17 protein-coding genes and 1 pseudogene are annotated in these 17,815 nt (G+C 73.5%); 12 read left to right on the top strand and 6 right to left on the bottom strand.

Features of this window, described 5'->3' with window-relative positions; genetic code table 11:
* Positions 1-299 precede the first annotated feature (299 nt).
* Positions 300-1,274, top strand: coding sequence for a nucleoside hydrolase (locus tag HNR57_RS15665; protein ID WP_184560612.1), 975 nt, complete (start codon positions 300-302; stop codon positions 1,272-1,274).
* Between the two features lie 120 nt (positions 1,275-1,394).
* Here HNR57_RS15665 and HNR57_RS15670 read toward each other — a convergent pair whose 3' ends face one another.
* Positions 1,395-2,330, bottom strand: a complete 936-nt coding sequence (locus tag HNR57_RS15670) for an LAETG motif-containing sortase-dependent surface protein (RefSeq protein WP_184560613.1) — start codon at positions 2,328-2,330, stop codon at positions 1,395-1,397.
* Between the two features lie 295 nt (positions 2,331-2,625).
* Here HNR57_RS15670 and HNR57_RS15675 point away from each other — a divergent pair, with 295 nt between their 5' ends.
* Positions 2,626-4,308 carry a glycoside hydrolase family 13 protein gene (locus HNR57_RS15675; protein ID WP_184560614.1) on the top strand — a complete coding sequence of 561 codons (1,683 nt, stop codon included), beginning with the start codon at positions 2,626-2,628 and terminating at the stop codon, positions 4,306-4,308.
* Positions 4,309-4,504: 196 nt separating this feature from the next.
* On the opposite strand, the gene HNR57_RS15680 is transcribed toward HNR57_RS15675, so the two are convergent.
* Both HNR57_RS15680 and HNR57_RS15685 read right to left on the bottom strand, forming a co-directional pair.
* Positions 4,505-4,993: a hypothetical protein gene (locus HNR57_RS15680; protein WP_184560615.1), complete on the bottom strand. Its 489-nt coding sequence runs from the start codon at positions 4,991-4,993 to the stop codon at positions 4,505-4,507.
* A 13-nt stretch (positions 4,994-5,006) separates the two neighbouring features.
* Positions 5,007-5,381 carry a DUF6479 family protein gene (locus tag HNR57_RS15685; protein WP_184560616.1) on the bottom strand — a complete coding sequence of 125 codons (375 nt, stop codon included), beginning with the start codon at positions 5,379-5,381 and terminating at the stop codon, positions 5,007-5,009.
* Positions 5,382-5,506: 125 nt separating this feature from the next.
* Here HNR57_RS15685 and HNR57_RS15690 point away from each other — a divergent pair, with 125 nt between their 5' ends.
* Positions 5,507-6,358, top strand: a complete 852-nt coding sequence (locus HNR57_RS15690; protein ID WP_184560617.1) for a hypothetical protein — start codon at positions 5,507-5,509, stop codon at positions 6,356-6,358.
* A 128-nt stretch (positions 6,359-6,486) separates the two neighbouring features.
* Complete coding sequence (locus tag HNR57_RS15695; protein ID WP_184560618.1) at positions 6,487-6,900, top strand: DUF5994 family protein; 414 nt, start codon at positions 6,487-6,489, stop codon at positions 6,898-6,900.
* Position 6,901: 1 nt separating this feature from the next.
* On the opposite strand, the gene HNR57_RS15700 is transcribed toward HNR57_RS15695, so the two are convergent.
* Both HNR57_RS15700 and HNR57_RS15705 read right to left on the bottom strand, forming a co-directional pair.
* Positions 6,902-7,264: a DUF1304 domain-containing protein gene (locus HNR57_RS15700; protein ID WP_184560619.1), complete on the bottom strand. Its 363-nt coding sequence runs from the start codon at positions 7,262-7,264 to the stop codon at positions 6,902-6,904.
* 217 nt (positions 7,265-7,481) lie between these two features.
* Positions 7,482-8,057: a TetR/AcrR family transcriptional regulator gene (locus HNR57_RS15705; protein WP_184560620.1), complete on the bottom strand. Its 576-nt coding sequence runs from the start codon at positions 8,055-8,057 to the stop codon at positions 7,482-7,484.
* 75 nt (positions 8,058-8,132) lie between these two features.
* Here HNR57_RS15705 and HNR57_RS15710 point away from each other — a divergent pair, with 75 nt between their 5' ends.
* From HNR57_RS15710 to HNR57_RS15730, 5 genes are all read left to right on the top strand, one after another.
* Positions 8,133-9,917 (top strand): ABC transporter ATP-binding protein, encoded by a 1,785-nt coding sequence (locus tag HNR57_RS15710; protein ID WP_246554646.1) that lies wholly within the window; start codon positions 8,133-8,135, stop codon positions 9,915-9,917.
* Positions 9,918-10,064: 147 nt separating this feature from the next.
* Positions 10,065-11,321 carry a serine hydrolase domain-containing protein gene (locus HNR57_RS15715; RefSeq protein WP_184560621.1) on the top strand — a complete coding sequence of 419 codons (1,257 nt, stop codon included), beginning with the start codon at positions 10,065-10,067 and terminating at the stop codon, positions 11,319-11,321.
* A gap of 73 nt (positions 11,322-11,394) precedes the next feature.
* Positions 11,395-13,314 (top strand): glycine-rich domain-containing protein, encoded by a 1,920-nt coding sequence (locus HNR57_RS15720; protein ID WP_184560622.1) that lies wholly within the window; start codon positions 11,395-11,397, stop codon positions 13,312-13,314.
* 153 nt (positions 13,315-13,467) lie between these two features.
* On the top strand, positions 13,468-14,622 hold the full coding sequence (locus HNR57_RS15725) for an MFS transporter (protein WP_184560623.1): 1,155 nt from the start codon (positions 13,468-13,470) through the stop codon (positions 14,620-14,622).
* A 110-nt stretch (positions 14,623-14,732) separates the two neighbouring features.
* Positions 14,733-15,302, top strand: coding sequence for a tellurite resistance TerB family protein (locus HNR57_RS15730; protein WP_184560624.1), 570 nt, complete (start codon positions 14,733-14,735; stop codon positions 15,300-15,302).
* An 18-nt stretch (positions 15,303-15,320) separates the two neighbouring features.
* Here the strand turns inward: HNR57_RS15730 and HNR57_RS15735 are convergent.
* Positions 15,321-15,754, bottom strand: a pseudogene (locus HNR57_RS15735) (serine hydrolase); the annotation flags it as partial.
* A 25-nt stretch (positions 15,755-15,779) separates the two neighbouring features.
* Here HNR57_RS15735 and bla point away from each other — a divergent pair.
* From bla to HNR57_RS15750, 3 genes are read left to right on the top strand one after another with little or no spacing between them, the layout of a single operon-like run.
* Positions 15,780-16,772 carry a class A beta-lactamase gene (gene bla, locus HNR57_RS15740; protein WP_184560625.1) on the top strand — a complete coding sequence of 331 codons (993 nt, stop codon included), beginning with the start codon at positions 15,780-15,782 and terminating at the stop codon, positions 16,770-16,772.
* On the top strand, positions 16,769-17,131 hold the full coding sequence (locus HNR57_RS15745) for a DUF952 domain-containing protein (RefSeq protein ID WP_184560626.1): 363 nt from the start codon (positions 16,769-16,771) through the stop codon (positions 17,129-17,131). The genes bla and HNR57_RS15745 overlap by 4 nt, the downstream gene beginning before the upstream one ends.
* A 4-nt stretch (positions 17,132-17,135) precedes the next feature.
* Positions 17,136-17,804 (top strand): DUF4328 domain-containing protein, encoded by a 669-nt coding sequence (locus tag HNR57_RS15750; protein ID WP_184560627.1) that lies wholly within the window; start codon positions 17,136-17,138, stop codon positions 17,802-17,804.
* Positions 17,805-17,815 lie beyond the last annotated feature (11 nt).

A 17,815-nucleotide genomic window follows, 5' to 3' on the forward strand; every position in this document is an offset into this window, starting at 1 on the left:
TTCGGGTCGCCGCGCGGCGCAGGCCGGTGCGCCGTCCAGGGCCGGAGCTCGTCGGGGTTGAGCGCGGCGGATGCCGGGCACCGCCTCCTGGTCCTCCCACGCCCGCCGGAACGCTCTGACGACCTCCGCGCGCCGGGCCGCCGGTGTCGCGGGAGGCCGCTGCGCGAGGATGCGGCCACGGGCCGAGGAAGCCGGCCGGCGGCAGGCGGCCGGGGCCACGTGCGGGGCGCGGGCCGCCGGGCAGGCCGTAGGGTCGCTGCCAGGAAGCTTCCCGCAAAGCCACTGGAAGGAGTCCCGCCGTGACGGACGGCCGGCGCATCCCGGTGATCATCGACTGCGACACGGGCGTCGACGACGCCCTCGCCCTGCTGTTCGCCGTACGACACCCGGCGCTCGACGTGCGGGCGATCACCTGCGTGGCCGGGAACACGGACGTGGACGGCGTCGTCCGCAACACCCTGACCGTGCTGGAGCAGGCGGGCGCCCCCGGCATCCCCGTCGCCCGGGGCGCCGAGCGGCCGCTCATCGAGGCACCCCGCTCGGCGCAGCACGTGCACGGGCACGACGGCATGGGCGACCTGGGCCTGCCGGAACCGTCCCGCAGGCCCGCCGACGTCGACGCGGTGACGCTGCTGCGGAGTGAGATCCTCGCCTCCCCGCGCCCGGTCACCCTCGTCCCCATGGCCCCCCTCACCAACATCGCGCTGCTGCTGCGCACGCATCCGGAGGTGGTCCGCAACCTCGAGCGGATCGTCTTCATGGGCGGCGCGGCGGCCGTCGGGAACGCCACTCCCGTCGCGGAGTTCAACGTCTGGCACGACCCGGAGGCGGCCGCGATCCTGCTCACGGCCGGGGTGCCGATCACGATGTACGGGCTGGACGTGTTCACGCGGGTCGTGGTCCCCGCGGCCGACGTGCGCAGGCTGCGCGGGAGCGGCGAGCCGGGGGCACGGCTGGCCGGGCAGTTGCTCGCCCACCGTCCGGCCCATCCGGACAGCCGTCCCGGCGATCCCTCCGAGACGTCCGGCGGTCTGGGCGACGCGGGCGCGGTGTGCGCGGTCGTGGACCCGGAGGGCCTGACGACGCACCGCCTCCCGGTGGACGTCTCCCTCGCGCCGGGACCCACGCGCGGCATGACGATCGTCGACCGCCGCCCCCGGCCCGGTGAGGCGGAACTCCACGAGGGCACACGCGAACAGCCCCTGGTCGACGTGGGGCTGGACGTGGACGTGGAGCGCTACGTGAAGCTGTACCTGGCGACCGTCGAGGTGTGACGCCGGCGGCGGTGCGCCGCGATCGTCACGCCGGGGTGGTCCGGCCGCGGGGCGCGGGAACGCCCGGTGTGCTGCCGCCGCCGGACGGCAGCACACCGGGCGTCTTCGGGCTCGGGCGTGCTACGCGCCGCGCTTGGCCGAGCGGCGGCGCGTCACGACGACGAGGGCCGCGCCACCCGCCAGCAGGGCGGCCGCGCCGAGGGCGATCGGGCCGGTGCTGCTGTCGGCGCCCGTCTCGGCGAGGTCACCGCCACCGCCGTTCGGCTTGGGGGCGGCGGGCGTCGACTCGGAGGCGCTCGGGGTGGGCGTGTCCGTGCCGGAGGACGGCGGCGTCGAGGGCTCGGCCGGCTCCGACGGGCTCGCCGGGGGCGTCGTGCCCTCGGCCGGCTCGGACGGGCTCGCGGGCGGGGTGGAGGCGGGCGGCTCCTCCTCCGCTGGCGGCGGGGTCGTGCAGTCCTTCGTGCCGCCGTTCCAGGCCGCGATCAGTTTGTCCTTGATGACCGGGCGGTCCGGTCCCTTGGGCAGTTCGCCGTGCTCGAAGCCGTCCTTCGCGTCGAGTTCGCCGTCGAACTTCACCGCACCCCGGTACAGGTCGATCTGCCCGAAGCAGCCCTTGTCCGGGATGGCGATGTCGAGCGAGTCGGTGGCGCCCGGCTTGACCGTCACCGTGTCGAAGTCGACGAACACCTGCTCGCCGGAGGTGGCGAACGTCGCGCCGTGCGCGAGGTAGGACGCGAGGGAGGCCGTGCAGGTGGCCGCGCCACCGGCCGTGCGGACCTTGACGTGGACCTTGCCGTCCTCGGTCGGCTTCAGGTTCTGGTCGTCGACCTTGACCGAGTCGTAGAAGTTCGTGCCGTCGAGCGAGAACTGGCAGCGGTCGGTCCCGGTCTCCGTGCCCGCGCCCGTGCCCGGCTTGTAGCTGCCGCCGGACGACCAGCCGTCGCCGCCGGGCGTTCCGGTGGCGAAGGAGGTCGTGGCGGAGGCGGCGCAGAGGGCGAGGGCCGCGGCGCCCGTCCCCAGCAGGCGTCGCGCGGTGACACGTCTCGCTATGGACATGCGTATCCCATTTCTTGGCGTGTGCAGGACCCGGGTGACGGCATGCGGGCAGCGCGACGCACGCGGCTGCCGGGGCCGCACCGGGGGATGAGTGGTCTGAGAAATACTGGGCTCATTGGTCACATGCGCCTCAGTGGCCCCATCGTGGCGGCGCCCGCAGCACACTGTCAACCTGCGGTAATGCAAAGGAAGTTGCTCCGCCATCACACTTCCGTCACAGCGGGAATGGATCACTCCGATCAGCGCGATGGTTCCTTTTTCCGGCATTCTGGACAGATTCAATGCTGTCGCCCGTATGCCCTGCGAAGGAGACCGCGTGACCGATCGCTCGACCCTCGACCTGTCGTCCCGGGACCCCGACTGGTGGCGCCAGGCCGTCGTCTACCAGATCTACCCCCGCAGCTTCGCCGACGCCGACGGCGACGGACTCGGTGATCTGCGCGGCATCACCCGCCGCCTCACCCACCTCGCCGGCCTGGGCGTGGACGCCCTGTGGCTGAGCCCCTTCTACCCGTCCGAACTCGCCGACGGCGGCTACGACGTCGCCGACCCCCGGGGAGTCGACCCGCGCCTGGGCACCCTCGACGACTTCGACGCCCTGGTCGCCGAGGCCCACCGGCTCGGCCTGAAGGTCATCGTCGACATCGTGCCCAACCACTCCTCGCACCGGCACGCGTGGTTCCAGGAGGCCCTCTACGCGGGGCCCGGCTCGGCGGCCCGGGACCGCTACGTCTTCCGCGACGGCCGCGGCGAACACGGCGAACTCCCGCCCACCGACTGGCAGTCCGTCTTCGGCGGCAGCGCCTGGAAGCGGGTGCCCGACGGCCAGTGGTACCTGCACCTGTTCGCCCCCGAACAGCCGGACCTCAACTGGGAGAACCAGGAGGTCCGCGCCGACTACCGCACCACCCTGCGCTTCTGGTCCGACCGCGGGGTCGACGGCTTCCGCATCGACGTCGCCCACGCCCTCGTCAAGGACCTGAGCGAACCCCTGCGCGACCTCGGCCGGCCCGAGCTGAGCCGCGAGGCGGCACTCACCGCGCTGCCGCCCGGCACCCACCCCTTCTACGACCGTGACGACGTGCACGAGATCTACCGCGACTGGCGCAAGATCCTCGACGCGTACCGCCCGCCCCGCATGGCCGTCGCCGAGGCGTGGGTGCCCGGCGCCCGGCGTGCGCTGTACGCCCGCCCGGACGAACTCGGCCAGGCCTTCAACTTCGAGTACCTGGAGGCCGGCTGGGACGCGGAGGAGTTGCGCCACGTCATCACCGACTCGCTCGCCACCGCCCGGGCGGCGGGGGCGTCGGCCACGTGGGTGCTGTCCAACCACGACGTGATCCGCCACGCCTCCCGGCTGATGCTCCCGCCGGACACCGACCTCAACGCCTGGCTGCTCTCCGGCGGGCGCGCCCCGGCCGTCGACGAGGCGGCCGGGCAGCGCCGGGCCCGGGCGGCCACGCTGCTGATGCTGGCGCTGCCCGGGTCGGCGTACGTCTACCAGGGGGAGGAACTCGGTCTGCCCGAGGTCGCCGACCTGCCCACCGAGGTGCTCCAGGACCCGATCTGGGAGCAGACCGGGCACGTCCGCAAGGGCCGTGACGGCTGCCGGGTGCCGCTGCCGTGGACGACGGCCGGGCCGTCGTACGGCTTCGGGCCCGGCGGGGCCTGGCTCCCGCAGCCGCCCGGCTTCGCCGCGTACGCCGTCGAGGCGCAGGACGGGGTGGAGGGCTCGACCCTGGAGCTGTACCGCACGGCACTGCGGCTGCGCCGCAAGCTGCTCGACGGCGAGGAGCTGACCTGGGCGGCGGACGCCCCGGAGGGCGTGCTGCGGTTCGACCGCTGCGAGGGGTGGCGCTGCGTCGCGAATCTGTCCGGCGCGGCGGTCGACCTGCCGGCCGGGGAGGTGTTGCTGAGCAGCGCGCCCCTGGAGGACGGGCGGGTTGGACCGGACACGACGGTGTGGCTCGGCCGCTGAGCGCTCCGCGGGTGGCGCGGATTCGGGTCGTCGTGTGTCTGCGGGGGTGAGGGGGCTGGTCGCGCCGTTCCCCGCGCCCCTGGGGGTGTGGGGCTTGGCGTTGTGTGTGTCTGCGGCGCCGTCGTGGCTGGTCGCGCCGTTCCCCGCGCCCCTTCTGGGGCGTGGGGTGCTCGCGTGGCGTAGTACGGCGTGAGGGTCAGTAGCGGACCGCCCGGGCCACCTCGGTGCGGACCTCACCGGACAGGTCGTGGGTGCTGCGGGCGGTGGCCGTGGCGGAGCTGCCGGCCTGCACGTGGTCCACCGTGACGATGATCGTGTCGACCAGCCGGCCGTCGGCGTTGCGGAAGTCGACCTGGACGGCGAAGGACCGGGCCGAGTCGTCGGTGTTGCGGGCGGTGACATCCGTGCGGACCCGGCCGTCGGAGCCGGTGACGGGCGCCCCGGTCGTCACGTCGCCCTTGACGTCGACGCCGTCCTGGATGTCGTCGAGCCGCTGCTGCGCCTCGGCCGAGGCCGACTCGACCGCCTCGCCGGCCTCCGAGGCGATCGACCCCACCGCGGACTCCGCCTTGCTCGCGGCGTCCGCGGGGGTGTCGTCACCGCTGCAGCCCGCGAGCACCGCGGACAGGGCCAGCGCCGTGGCAGCCCCTGACGTCGCCCAGCGCTTGCGGTGGCGGGCGGACATGTCGCCCCCGGTCTCAGGTGCGGCCGAGTCCGCCGCCGCCGAAGGATCCACTGGATCCGGGCGACCAGCGGCGCGGTTTCTGGTCCTTTCCGGTCCTGGTGCTCGAGTGATGGAGCTCATGCGGCATGAGCCGCTGGCCCTCGCGCGTCACGACCGGCATGTCGTCGGGCTCCCGCATCTCCCGCATCTCGCGGACCGGACCGGTGTCCGGCAGGTGCGGCTGCTCCTCCGGGGCGGGGTGATGGGTGTCCTTGTCCATGACCTGCATCCCGACCCGCACGGCCCAGATCAGCGCACAGGCCACGATGAGCCCGCCGACGAAGGCGATGGCCACGGCGACCGCGTGATCTGACGAGGCCGCCAGTTCTGCATACGTTGCCGTATTCATGCCCCAAGTATCGCCGACGGAATGTGATAAAGCGCCCGGAATGCCCTTCGGTGATGGGCGGGCAACCCCGGCCGCGCCGGTGACGACCTCAGGGTGACATCCCTCTCCCCCACGAGGAGATCACCATGCGCAGACACCTGGCGCGGCTGCTCACCGTGCTCGCCGTGCTGGCGGCGGCGTTCGCCACCCCCGGCATGGCGTCCGGCAAGGCGCAGGCCGCCGACGAATGGAATCCGCCCGCGCACCTCGCCCAGCCCCTGAACGAGGTGTGGAACCACGTCGAGTCGACCTACGGGAACCTGTACGGCTTCCGGAACTACGGCTGGGACCAGGTCATGGCCAACCGGGGCAGCGTCAACTACTGCGTGCGCTGGGAGTCCGACGCCCCGGTCAGCGCCGCCCTGCGCGACCGGATCCACGCGGCGCTGAAGAAGCAGTTCGGCAAGTGGATGTCCGCGATGGTGGTGAACGGCAAGGGCCACAACGCCTGGCCGTACACGAACGTCCCGGTCAACATCGTCGGCTGGGCCGTGAAGAACCGCTCCACCCTGCAGTGGACCGACAACTCCGTCGACATCTACGCGGGCGTCCTCGACGGCGGCGGCTCCCCGCAGTGCGCCCCGGACTGCGGGCGCTTCTTCCACCAGGACGGCAACTACTCCAAGTGCCCGGGCGGCGCCGCGCGCCACTACGACCAGTCGCTGTGGCTGACCAAGGGCTTCCAGGGCGGCGCGGGCGGTGACTGGGGCCAGCGCATGGGCCAGGAGTACTTCACCGGCGCGCTGAACCAGGAGAACATCCACATCTACCTGCACGAGGTCGGCCACACCTTCGGCCTCGACGACTTCTACGACTGGTCGCCGACCGGCCAGTGCTGCTTCCTGATGAAGGCGGGCAGCGCCACGCAGATCACCGAGTTCGACACGTGGATGCTGCGCGACTTCTGGCGCCATCTGAAGAGCCGCTACGGTCTGTGACCGGCGGTGGGCGGTACGGCCGGCCCCGGCCTCCGTACCGCCCCACGGCGTACGGTGGATATGCCGAGGGTATGTCGCAACAGGTGGCCGAACCGGTCTCGCCGCCCCTCCGCAGCAGGAGTCCCTCGATGACGTCCGCCTCTTCGCCCCCGCCGTCCGTCCCCGCCCCGTCCGAGGTCCGGCTACGGATCGCGGACCAGGCGCGCCAGGACCGCACGGCCCGCCGCATCGACGGGGCGTGGTGGCCCCGCTCCTACGACCTGGCCGCCGAACTGCCCGGGCTGCTCGGCGGGCTGCCGGCTGCCTGGGGCCGGATCAGCAGCGTCCTGGTCAACGGGGACACCTGGCCGGAGTGCCCGGAGCGGATGGATGTGGCGGGCCAGGCGGTGCACGTGGGGCGCACGGACTCGCCGACCGCCCCGCACACCGTGTGCCTGCTCGCCCCCGGCCGGGGGCGCTGGGACCTGCTGGTGGTGCCGCCCGCCACCGACGAGGCGGAGGCCCGCCGGGTCATGGCACGGGCCGTCACGCAGGGCCTCTGACTCAGCGCGCGAGCAGCACCAGGGCCAGGGCGGCCAGCGCCGGGACGGTCTGGACGAAGAGGATCTTCCTGCTCGCCGTCGCGGCGCCGTAGAGCCCCGCGACCGCCACGCACACCAGGAAGAACACCGACACCTGGAAGCCGACCGGGTCGGACGCCACCGCGCCCCACACCAGGCCGGCCGCGAGGAAGCCGTTGTAGAGGCCCTGGTTGGCCGCCAGGGCCTTCGTCGAGGCGGCGAACTCGGCACTGGTACCGAAGGCGGCCCGGGCCCGTGGCGTGGTCCACAGGAACATCTCCAGCACCAGGATGTAGGCGTGGAGCGCGGCGAGGGCCAGCACCGCGACGGTGGCAAGGGTCGACATGCGCACATCATCACAGACCCTGCCACCCCCATCCGCACCGAACCGCTCCCTAACCGGCCGGCGGGCCCTCCCCTCTCCCCGTTCGGGCCCGCCCCGGAGGCGGCACCGTCGTACGGGTGGCAGATTGCGGCCAGAGGAAGGCCGGGTCCGGCCGTCGCGTCCCCGCGTGTGCCGCTCGGGAGCCGGCCCCGGTCTTCCCGCCCCCTGGAAAGCGCTCCTAGGGCGCGATGGCCTTGCGCAGGGTGTGCAGGCACAGGGTCAGGGCCGAGTGCTTGGGGGTGCCGGTGGTGCGGGTGTGCTCCCAGGCCGTGTAGAGCAGGGCCCACACCAGGTTGCGGACCCACTCCTCGTGGAGCTCGGCATCGATGCTGCCCTCCGCGTGGCCGCGCCGGACCGTGTGCAGGAAGTGCAGATCGGCGGGGGTTTCCTCGTCCCAGTCGGACCAGTTCGTCAACTGCGGCGTGTCGAACATCAGCGTGAGGCCGTCGCCGAGCTCGAAGTACTCCTGGCACAGCCGCTCCAGCGCCTTGGCGGCCGGGCCGTCGTCGAGCCGGGCGCGCTCGGTCGCCGCCTCGACCTTGTCCAGGACGTCCGCGCTGATCGCGGCGAGCAGGTCGGACCGCTCGGGGAAGTAGCGGTGGACCGTCGTACGCCCCACACCCGCCGCCGTCGCGACGTCGCCGAGCGACGCGGTCGGGTCGCCGGCCAGCAGGGCGACGGCGGCGTCGACGATGGCGCGACGCGTGCGTGCCCGGGTTCCGCTCTCGGCCGCCACGGCCCGCTCCTCACCCATGCCGCATACGGTAGCGCGCCTTCCATGATGAAAATCGATTGACCGTTATGGAACAACAGTGTTCCACTCGGCATCATGACTGTTCCGGAAAGCGCGTCCCCCAAGCTGTCCGTCCCGCGGCTGCGGATCCTCTGGTCGTTCGCCCGCCCACATCGGCGCGCGCTGGTCCTGGCGCTCGCCCTCGCCCTGGTGGGCTCCGGGATGGGGCTGGCCACGCCGATGGTCACCAAGGGCGTGCTCGACGCGCTCGGCGGATCGGAGTCGCTGCGCGGGCCGATCTGGGCCCTCCTGGTTCTGCTGGTCGTCGGCAGTGCCGTCATGTACTGGCAGTGGACGCTGCTCGGCGCGCTGGGGGAGCGCGTGGTGCTCGGGGCCCGCGAGTCGATGGTGCGGCGCTTCCTGACGGCGACGGTCCCGGCCGTCACCCGGCGCCCGCCCGGCGAGCTGGTCACCCGCGTCACCTCCGACACGGTCCTGCTGCACCAGGCCGCCACCGGCGCCCCGGTCGGCCTGATCAACGCCGTGGTCATGCTCTTCGGGACCCTGATCCTCATGGGCGTCCTCGACCTGGTGCTGCTGGGGACGGTCGCGGCGGCCGTGGCGGTGGTCGGCGTCCTGTTCGCCGTCCTGATGCCCGGGATCGCGACCGCGCAGCAGCGCGCCCAGGACCACCTCGGACGGCTCGGCGGGAACCTGGAGGGCGCGCTGCGCGCGATCCGGACCGTGAAGGCCGGCCGGGCCGAGGACCGCACGGCCGAGCGCATCGTGGCCGACGCCCGCGCCTCCGCCGAGCACGGCGTCCGTGCCGTCCGCCGCGAGGCCCTGGCCTGGACGATCGCGGTCGCCGGCATCCAGCTCGCGATCATCCTCGTGCTGGGCGTGGGCGCCTGGCGGGTCTCGGAGGGCGCCCTGGAGGTGTCCGGCCTCATCGCGTTCCTGCTCTACGCGTTCGGCCTGATGGACCCGGTCGGCGAGCTCAGCCAGAACATCACGGCGCTCCAGTCGGGGATCGCCGCCGCGGAGCGGATCCGGGAGACCGACGCCCTGGAGTCGGAAGGACGGGCCGAGGACCACGTCCGCGGACCCGCGCCGGTGCGTGCGGCGGCCGCCGAGGACACCCCCGTGCTGGAACTGCGGGACGTCAGCGCCGCCTACGGCCCCGGCGCCGACCCGGCGGTGCGCGGCGTCTCCCTGGTGATCCCCCGGTACGGTCACACGGCGATCGTCGGACCGTCGGGTGCGGGCAAGACGACCCTGTTCTCCCTGGTCCTGCGCTTCCTGGAGCCGACCGGCGGCGAACTGCTCCTGGACGGCCGCCCGTACCGCGACCACTCCCACGACGAGATCCGGTCGCGCCTGGCGTACGTCGAGCAGGACACCCCGGTCGTGCCCGGGACGATCCGCGACAACCTGCTGCTGGCCCGCCCCGGCGCGACCGACGAGGAACTGCGGCGCGTCCTGCACGAGGTGCGGCTGGCCGAGAAGGTCGACGCCCTGGACGAGGGACTCGACACGCCCCTGTCCGGCGCGGCGGTCTCCGGCGGCGAGCGGCAGCGCATCGCCCTGGCCCGGGCCCTGCTGCGCACCCCGGACGTGCTGCTCCTGGACGAGGCGACGGCCCAGCTCGACGGGCTGACCGAGGCCGCCGTGCAGACCTGCGTGCGCGCCCGCGCGGCGACCGGCGCGGTCGTCACCATCGCCCACCGCCTGTCGACCGTGATCGACGCGGACACCATCGTGGTGATGGAGGCGGGCCGGGTCCGCGCCCGGGGCGGCCACGCGGAGCTGCTCGCGACGGACGCGCTGTACCGGGAGCTGGTGGAGGCGCTGCGCATCACGTCGGACACACAGGCGGCGTGACGGCGCGTCAGCGGGCGGCGGCCGGTTTTCGATCATCCCTCGGAAGGATGTAAGGACCGTCCGCCGCCCAAGACGATGATCCCGACCTGTTCGAACACGACGTGGTCGAAAACCGACGTACTCGAACATCAGGGAAGGGACAAGCAGTTGCGCATCGCCCGGCTCCTCGGAACCGTCCTGGGCACCACCTTGCTGACCACCACCGTCGTACTGACCGCGCCCGCGCAGGCCGGCCCCGCCGCCTCCCCGGACGCCGTGTCCCTGGACCGGCCCGCCCTGCGCGACTCGCTGGACGCCGTCCACGAGGCGGGCATGTACGGCGTCTTCTCGTCCGTCCGGGACGGCGGCGAGCGGTGGACCGGAGCCTCCGGGGTCGCCGACGTGGCCACCGGACGGCCCGTCACGCCGGGCATGCGCCAGCGGGTGGGCAGCATCAGCAAGACCTTCACCGCCGTGGGTGTGATGCAGCAGGTGGAGCGCGGCCGGATCCGGCTCGACGCACCCGTCGGCGACTACCTCCCGGAGCTGATACCCGGGGAGCGCGGCCGGGAGATCACCGTCCGCATGCTCCTGAACCACACCAGTGGCATCGGCGACTTCGTCGCGGGCGCCTTCCCCTCCCTCACCCGGAACTCCCCGGCCAGCCTGGAAGAGGAACGCTTCCGCTCCATACGCCCCGCGGAACTGGTCAGGATGGGCCTCGCGGCCCCCGCGACCGGACGCCCCGGTGCGGTGCCCGGCTCGTACTCCAACACCAACTACGTCATCGCCGGGCTGCTCCTGGAGAAGGTCACCGGCCAGAAGGCCGGCGCCTACCTCACCCGCCACGTCATCGACCGGGCCGGGCTGCGCCACACGTACCTGCCGCGTACCCCGTACATCAAGGGCCCGCACCCGCGGATGTACGAGTCGTGGTTCGGCCTGCTCGACCCGCCCCGCGACTTCAGCGTCTACGACATGTCGTGGGCGTCCACCGCGGGTTCGGTCGTCTCCACCACCGACGACCTGAACCGCTTCTACCGCGCCCTGCTCGGCGGGAAGCTGGTCGGCAAGGCCTCCCTCGACCAGATGACGCGCACGGTCCCCGTGTCCGGCGTGGACTACGGCCTCGGCATCTACGCCCTCGAACTGCGCGGCTGCGGCCGCTTCTGGGGCCATGACGGGGCGGTGTTCGGCGCCGGCACGATCGCGCTGTCCAGCCGTGACGGCAAGCGCCAGGTCGCCCTCGCCCAGAACCTGATGAAGTACCAGGAGCTGGACGAGAACGGCCGTCCGAAGCCGCACCCGATCGACGACGCCATCGCCGTGCACGTCGTCCGCGCGCTCTGCCCCGAGGCCTCCGCGTCCGGAATCAACCATTCTCGGTTGACCGAGAGCCTCAGGTTTGATCAGCTGTCCCACTAGTCGTGTTCGATTCTGATCGAGCAATTCATGGCTCCCTGGGGGGGAGCTTGTGACGAGTTGGGGAGTTCCCTTGATGCATCACGGATCCGCCGTGCCGCGCCGCGCCAGATTCCGGCGCGGCGCCGCGGCCCTGACCTTCGTGGCGCTGACCGCCGGCACCGCCCTGACGGGCGCTCCGGCCGCGACGGCCGCCGGCAGCGCGGTGCTCGCCGGGAAGGCGTGCACACCGACGGAGGGCTTCTCCGGCTGCCGCCTGTTCGATCCGAAGACGGGGACGCACGAGTTCACGGTGCCGTCCGGCGTGACGGGCCTGGACGTACGGGCCTGGGGAGAGGGCGGCGCCGGCAACTCCATGACGAGCGGCGGTGCGGGCGGCTTCGTCGCCGGCACCTTGAAGGTCAGCCCCGGAGAGGCGCTGAGCATCGCCGTCGGGGGTCCGAACGCCGGTGACGCCCTCGGCGGCAAGGGCGGCAGCAGCGGCGCCGACCGCGGCGGCAACAGCAGCGCCATCCGCACCAGCGGCGGCTCGGCGCTGGTCGTCGCCGGCGGCGGTGGCGGCGGGGGCGGCGACATCGCCCACGGTCGGGCGGGCGCCGCCGGTGGCGAGTCCGGCCAGGACGCCTCGGAGAAGGGGCGTGGCGGCAAGGGCGCCACCGGCGCCAAGGGCGGTGCGGGTACCGGCAACGGCGCCGCGGGCGCCGACCACGCCAAGGGCGGTGCCGGCGGGGCCGGCGGCGCGGGCCGCTACGGCGGTGGCGGCGGCGGTGCCGGCTACGCGGGCGGTGGCGGCGGCACGGGTGCCGAGACCGGCTCGTCCACCGGCAGCGACCCCACCACCGGCAGCGGTGGCGGCGGCTCCAGCTACGCCGAACCGGCCCGGGTGGACGACGCCCGGCTCGTCGTCGGCAACGGCAACAAGGCACCGGAGAAGAACGACCCGTTCTGGGCCCCCTCCGGCGACCCGGTCAACTCCGGTGTGGCCGAGGGCGGCGCCAACGCGCCCGGCGGCCCCGGCCGGATCGTCCTGCAGTGGCGGGGCCTGCCCGTCGACCGGCTGGCCCAGGTCACCGGCACCGACGTGACGACCCAGCCGGGCACCGACGTCCAGCCGCTGGCCGTGGTGGCCCAGGGCAAGGACGGCAAGCCGGTCGCGGACGCCTCCGTGACGTACACCATCGAGGACCCGGACGGCCTGGAGCCGCTCTTCTACCTCACCAACGGCCCCGACGACGACGAGACGGTCGTGGCGACCGATGCCCAGGGCCGTGCTCAGACCCCGTGGATCAACCTGAGCGGCAGCAAGGAGGGCTCGTTCACCGTCCGGGCGAAGACCCTGGGCGCGTCGACGGCCTTCACCGTGCGGGTCAAGGAGTCCCCGTACGTCGTGAGCACCGCCGGTGGCGACAAGCAGAAGGCCGAGCAGGGGCAGGACTTCGCCGACGCGCTGATCGCCGGGGTGGTCAAGTCGGGCAAGACGGCACCGGCCGGCACCGAGGTGGAGTTCCGCGTCGAGGACACCGCCGAGGACGCGCCCCGCTTCGAGGGCGAGGACCGGGTGGTCCGCGTGAAGACCGACGACTCGGGCAAGGCGACGGCCCCGGCCCTGACCGCCGGTGAGGGCACGGGCACGTACACCGTGGCCGCCTCGGTCGGAGACGCCATGACCCAGTTCGCGGTCGAGGTCGTCCCCGGTGACGGCTCGCAGGAGCCCGGACCCGGCGACGAGTCCCCCTCCCCGTCCGGTAGCCCCACGGCCGAGCCGAGCCCGTCCGCCGAGCCGAGCCCGTCGGCGAGCAGCACCTCCGGCACGACCGGCGGCGGCACCTCGACCACGGGCGGCACGTCGACCGACCTCGACGGCGGCAGCCTCGCCTCCACCGGCGCGGGCGGCGTCGGCCTGCTCCTCGCGGCGGCGGCGGGCCTGGCCGCGGTGGGCTTCGCGGCGTTCCGCCTCGCCCCCCGCCTGAAGCTCCGCTCACGCGACAACGGTTGACATTCCGTCACGGAGACCGCCCGCACCCCGGCTTCGGGGTGCGGGCGGTCTCCGTTTCGACCGCGGGTTGAGGGCTGCCGGGGCAGGCCGCCCGGAGGAACGGCACCGTCGGCGAAAAGTCTCCGGGATCCCTTCAACGAAACGATGGAATTCATGGATGCCCGAGACATCGAATCGCCCGAGTTACGCCTTTCCCGCTGGTGGACGCTGCCGGTGGTGAGCGCGGCCCAGCTGCTGGTCGTCCTGGACGGGACCATCGTCAACATCGCGCTGCCCTCGGCGCAGAGCGCGCTCGGCATGTCCGACGGAAGCCGGCCATGGGTGGTCACCGCGTATGCGCTCGCCTTCGGCGGGCTGCTGCTGATCGGCGGCAGAGTCGGCAGCACGTGGGGCCACAGGCGCGCGTTCGGCATCGGCCTGGCAGGCTTCGCCGTCGCCTCCGCGCTGGGCGGGGCAGCCGGCAACCAGGAGACGCTCTTCGCGGCCCGGGCCCTGCAAGGAGCCTTTGCCGCTGTTCTCGCCCCCGCGGGGCTGTCGTTGCTGACCATGACGTTCACCGGGCCGCGCGAACGGGGGCGCGCGCTGGGGGTGTTCGCGGCGGTCGGCGCCGCGGGGTCGGCGATCGGCCTGATCGCGGGTGGGCTGCTGGCCGAGTACGCGGGCTGGCGGTGGTGCCTCTACATCAACGTGCCGGTCGCGCTGCTCGCCCTGCTCGGCACGGCGCTCGTGCCGGCCGACCGCCCGCACCGCGAGGGCGGGCGGCTCGACGTCCTGGGCGCCCTGCTCAGCGCCCTGGGATTCGCCGCCGTGGTGTACGCCCTGCTGGGCTCCACCGTCGCCGGGAGACTGCACGGACGCCTGGCACCCGGGCTGCTGATCCTTCCCGGGCTGGGGGCCGCGGCGGCGGGGGTGCTGATCCTGACCCGTCTGACGACGCAGAGCACGGACGTCCTGCCCCTCCATCTGGTGCCCGCGCTGGTCCTCACCGGCCTCGGTCTCGGCTGTGTCCTGCCCCCGACCGCCTCCCTGGCCACCTCGGACGTCCGGCCGCAGGACATCGGAGCGGCGTCGGCCGCCTACAACGCCGCCCAGCAGCTCGGTGCCGCGCTCGGCACCGCACTGCTCAACACCGTCGCGGCGGGCGCCTCGGCGTCGTACGCGGCGTCATCGGCCGGCCGGGTCTCGCGGGACGCCGTGTCCGTCCACGGCTACACGGTCGCCCTGGCCGTCGCCTTCGGCATCCTGCTCGCCGCGGCGTGCGTCGCCGGGCCGCTGGTCCTGCGCCGGGCCGGGCGGCGGTCCGGGTGATGAGACGAAGACGCTTTTGCGGAACCTTTGCCCGGGGGTCGGGCGTTGGGTGGGTGTGCGCGCGTGAGCGGGTGCGCCAGGTGAGGCCTACTAGTACCGAGGTGACGTCAATGGCAGTGTGGGACCGGCTCAAGGACCAGGCCAAGGCTCTCCAGCAGGGGCAGGGCGGGCGAGGCGCCGCGACCGGTGGGCACGGCAGCGGTGGGCACGGCAGCGGTGGGGCGAGGTCCGGTGGTGGCGGCAAGGCCCAGCTGGTCGGTCTGCTGAAGACGCAGCTCGGGTCGTTGAAGAACGAGTTGAAGAGCGGTGCGTACCGGGACGCGAGCATGGCGATGTGCGCCCTGGTCGCGGCGGCCGACGGGAATGTGGACCCGGCCGAGCGCCAGCAGGTCGAGTCGATGATTCTCAGCAACGACGTCCTGCAGAACTTCCCGCCGGAGCAGCTGCGCACGCGTTTCAACAAGCATGTGGACCAGCTGACCGCCAACTTCCAGTACGGCAAGTCGGAGGCCATGCAGGAGATCGCCAAGGCCGCCAAGAAGCCCACCGAGGCCAGGGCAGTGATCCAGACCGGCATGGTCATCGCCGGTGCGGACGGCCACTTCTCCCAGGCCGAGGCGACGGTCCTGCGCGAGGCCTGTGCGACGTTGGGGGTGAATCCCGCCGAGTTCCAGCTCTGACCGGCGGGAGCCGGCCGCTCAGGGAGCGCGCAGGGCGTCCACGGCCAGGCGGGCCGCCGTGCCGATGACGGCGTCGGCGGCGGGCAGGAGCGCGCAGGTGCGGGCCGTGCGGGTGAAGACGGCGACGGCGTAGCGCCCCCCGTCGGGGTATTCGACGACGCGGATGCGGCGGATGGCCGCGCCGTGCTCGGGCGTGCACGCCTCGTCGCGCCAGACGGCGGCGAGCAGCCGGGTCATGTCGCGCGGGTGCTGCGATTGGTGCGGGCCGGGTCGAGTGCGCGCAGCCGGGTGACGACGAGCGGGTCGGCCAGGGACCGGGCGCCGCCCGGCCCGGCGTCCTCCTTGACGGTGGCGAGGAGTTCGCCGAAGGTGTGCACGGCCATCGTGCGGGCCGGGCCGAGACGGGCCGTGGTGCGGTTGACGGCGTCGAGAACGACTCCGCGTGACAGCAGCCCAATCCGTGAAGGAGCCCGCCGTATGACCCCCGACCGGAACGTGACGTCCGACCGCACCACCCCCTCCCGCCGTGCCCTCCTGGCCGCCGCGGCCCTGACGCCGCTCGCCGCCTGCGGTACGGACGAACGCCCCGCCGACCACGCGAGGCGGCGGAGCGCCGCGCCCACCGGTTCGCCGTCCGGCAGGGCCGCCGTCCACCGCCCCCGGCTGGCGGACCTGGAGCGCGAGTACGGCGCACGCGTCGGGGTCTACGCCCTCGCGACCGGCACCGGTGCCACGGTCGTGCACCGGGCCGGTGAACGCTTCGCGTTCTGCTCGACGTTCAAGGCGCTGGCCGCGGCGGCGGTCCTGCACCACCGCTCCGCGGGCGGGCTTAACCGCCGTGTCACCTACACCGAGGCCGACCTGCGCTCCACCGCGCCCGTCACCGGCAAGCACGTCGCGACCGGGATGACCCTCCGTGAACTCTGCGACGCCGCCGTCCGCTTCAGCGACGGCACGGCGGGCAACCTCCTGATGCGCGACGTCGGCGGCCCCGCCGGACTCACGGCCTACCTGCGCGGGCTCGGCGACACCACGAGCCGGATGGACCACTACGAGCCCGAACTGCACGACGTGCCGCCGGACGACCCCGCCGACACCACCACCCCGCAGGCGATCGCCAACGACTTCCGCGACCTGATCCTGGGCACCGCCCTGCCCGTCCGCGAACGCCGGCTCCTCATGGGCTGGCTCTCGCGCAACGCCACCGCCGTCGGCGCCCGCCGCATCCGGGCCGGGCTCCCCGGGGACTGGAAGGTGGCCGACAAGACCGGCACGGGCGACTACGGCAGGGCCAACGACATCGCCGTCGTCCACCCGCCCCGCACCGGGCCGCTCGTCCTGGCCGTCATGACCGACCGGCCCGGCCGCGACGCCGAACCCTCGGACGCCCTGATCGCCGAGGCGACCCGGCGGGCCATCGCCGCCCTGCGGCTCCCGGGGCTCCCGTCGCCGTCTATAACGGGGCCATGATCTATCACGTCGTACCGAGCACCGTCTGGGCCGTCGCCCGCGGCCCCGCCTACGCGCCCGACTCCCTCGCCGAGGAGGGTTTCGTGCACTGCTCCCCGGACGAGGCGACCACACTGGCCGTCGTCGACGCCTTCTACCGGGACGCGCCCCGGCCTCTGCTGGTGCTGGCCCTCGACGAGGCGCGGCTCACCGCGCGGGTGGAGTGGGAGGCGGCGGCCCCCGCCCCGCCGCCCGGGGTCGCGGGGGACGTCCTGTTCCCGCACGTGTTCGGCCCCCTCGACCGGGACGCCGTCGACCACGTCCTGGAAGTGCGCTTCGACGAGGAGGGCCGGGCCTCGGAGCTGCGTACGGCAGGATGACCGGGTGATCGAACAGAGTCCCGCCCCGCCCGCCCCCGCCCTGCGGCCCGTCCGGGGAGCGGCCCGCTGCGCGATCGCGGCCCTCGCCCTCGCCGGGGCCGCCTGGGTGGCCCGGGCGGTCTGGCACATCCGGCTCGCCGTGGCGGGGCAGCCGGCGTCCGGCCCGCCCGACCAGGGCGACGGCGTGAACCGGCCCCTGAACACCCTGGAGGACTCCTACCACCTGGTCGCCTCCCTGGGCAGCGCCGTCACGGCCGTCTGCGTGATCGTGTTCCTGCTCTGGCTGGACCGGATGCGGGACAACGCCAAGGCCCTCTCGGGCACGGACCCGCGCTACGGCTACTCCTGGCTCTGGGTGGGCTGGATCCTGCCCGTCGTGAACCTGTGGATACCCCGGGGCATCGTCGCGGACGTCCACCACTCGGTCTTCCCCGAGCGGCGGCTGCCGGCCGTCGTGAACTGGTGGTGGGGCCTGTGGCTGGCCGGCCTGGCCGGCGGCGTGGGGATCATCTACTCCGACGACACGGACGAGGTCATCGCCCGCGCCTACAGCGGCGTCCTGCCCCTGCTCGCCGCCGACCTGGTGATCGTCGCCGCGGCCGGGGCCGCCGCCCTCATGATCCACACGCTCACGACGGCGCAGCAGGAGCACGTCGCCGGCCAGGGCTACTGACCGGGGCGCAG

Source organism: Streptomyces paradoxus, assembly GCF_014202475.1.
Lineage (GTDB): Bacteria > Actinomycetota > Actinomycetes > Streptomycetales > Streptomycetaceae > Streptomyces > Streptomyces paradoxus.

Excerpts from the sequence above, each read along its gene's own strand:
- HNR57_RS15700 (WP_184560619.1), bottom strand. The coding sequence starts at position 7,264 with ATGTCGACCCTTGCCACCGTCGCGGTGCTGGCCCTCGCCGCGCTCCAC.
- HNR57_RS15680 (WP_184560615.1), bottom strand. The coding sequence starts at position 4,993 with ATGTCCGCCCGCCACCGCAAGCGCTGGGCGACGTCAGGGGCTGCCACG.
- HNR57_RS15670 (WP_184560613.1), bottom strand. The coding sequence starts at position 2,330 with ATGTCCATAGCGAGACGTGTCACCGCGCGACGCCTGCTGGGGACGGGC.
- HNR57_RS15720 (WP_184560622.1), top strand. The coding sequence starts at position 11,395 with ATGCATCACGGATCCGCCGTGCCGCGCCGCGCCAGATTCCGGCGCGGC.
- HNR57_RS15725 (WP_184560623.1), top strand. The coding sequence starts at position 13,468 with ATGGATGCCCGAGACATCGAATCGCCCGAGTTACGCCTTTCCCGCTGG.
- HNR57_RS15705 (WP_184560620.1), bottom strand. The coding sequence starts at position 8,057 with ATGGGTGAGGAGCGGGCCGTGGCGGCCGAGAGCGGAACCCGGGCACGC.
- HNR57_RS15695 (WP_184560618.1), top strand. The coding sequence starts at position 6,487 with ATGACGTCCGCCTCTTCGCCCCCGCCGTCCGTCCCCGCCCCGTCCGAG.
- HNR57_RS15675 (WP_184560614.1), top strand. The coding sequence starts at position 2,626 with ATGCCCTGCGAAGGAGACCGCGTGACCGATCGCTCGACCCTCGACCTG.
- HNR57_RS15710 (WP_246554646.1), top strand. The coding sequence starts at position 8,133 with ATGACTGTTCCGGAAAGCGCGTCCCCCAAGCTGTCCGTCCCGCGGCTG.
- HNR57_RS15690 (WP_184560617.1), top strand. The coding sequence starts at position 5,507 with ATGCGCAGACACCTGGCGCGGCTGCTCACCGTGCTCGCCGTGCTGGCG.
- HNR57_RS15730 (WP_184560624.1), top strand. The coding sequence starts at position 14,733 with ATGGCAGTGTGGGACCGGCTCAAGGACCAGGCCAAGGCTCTCCAGCAG.
- HNR57_RS15745 (WP_184560626.1), top strand. The coding sequence starts at position 16,769 with ATGATCTATCACGTCGTACCGAGCACCGTCTGGGCCGTCGCCCGCGGC.
- HNR57_RS15685 (WP_184560616.1), bottom strand. The coding sequence starts at position 5,381 with ATGAATACGGCAACGTATGCAGAACTGGCGGCCTCGTCAGATCACGCG.
- bla (WP_184560625.1), top strand. The coding sequence starts at position 15,780 with ATGACCCCCGACCGGAACGTGACGTCCGACCGCACCACCCCCTCCCGC.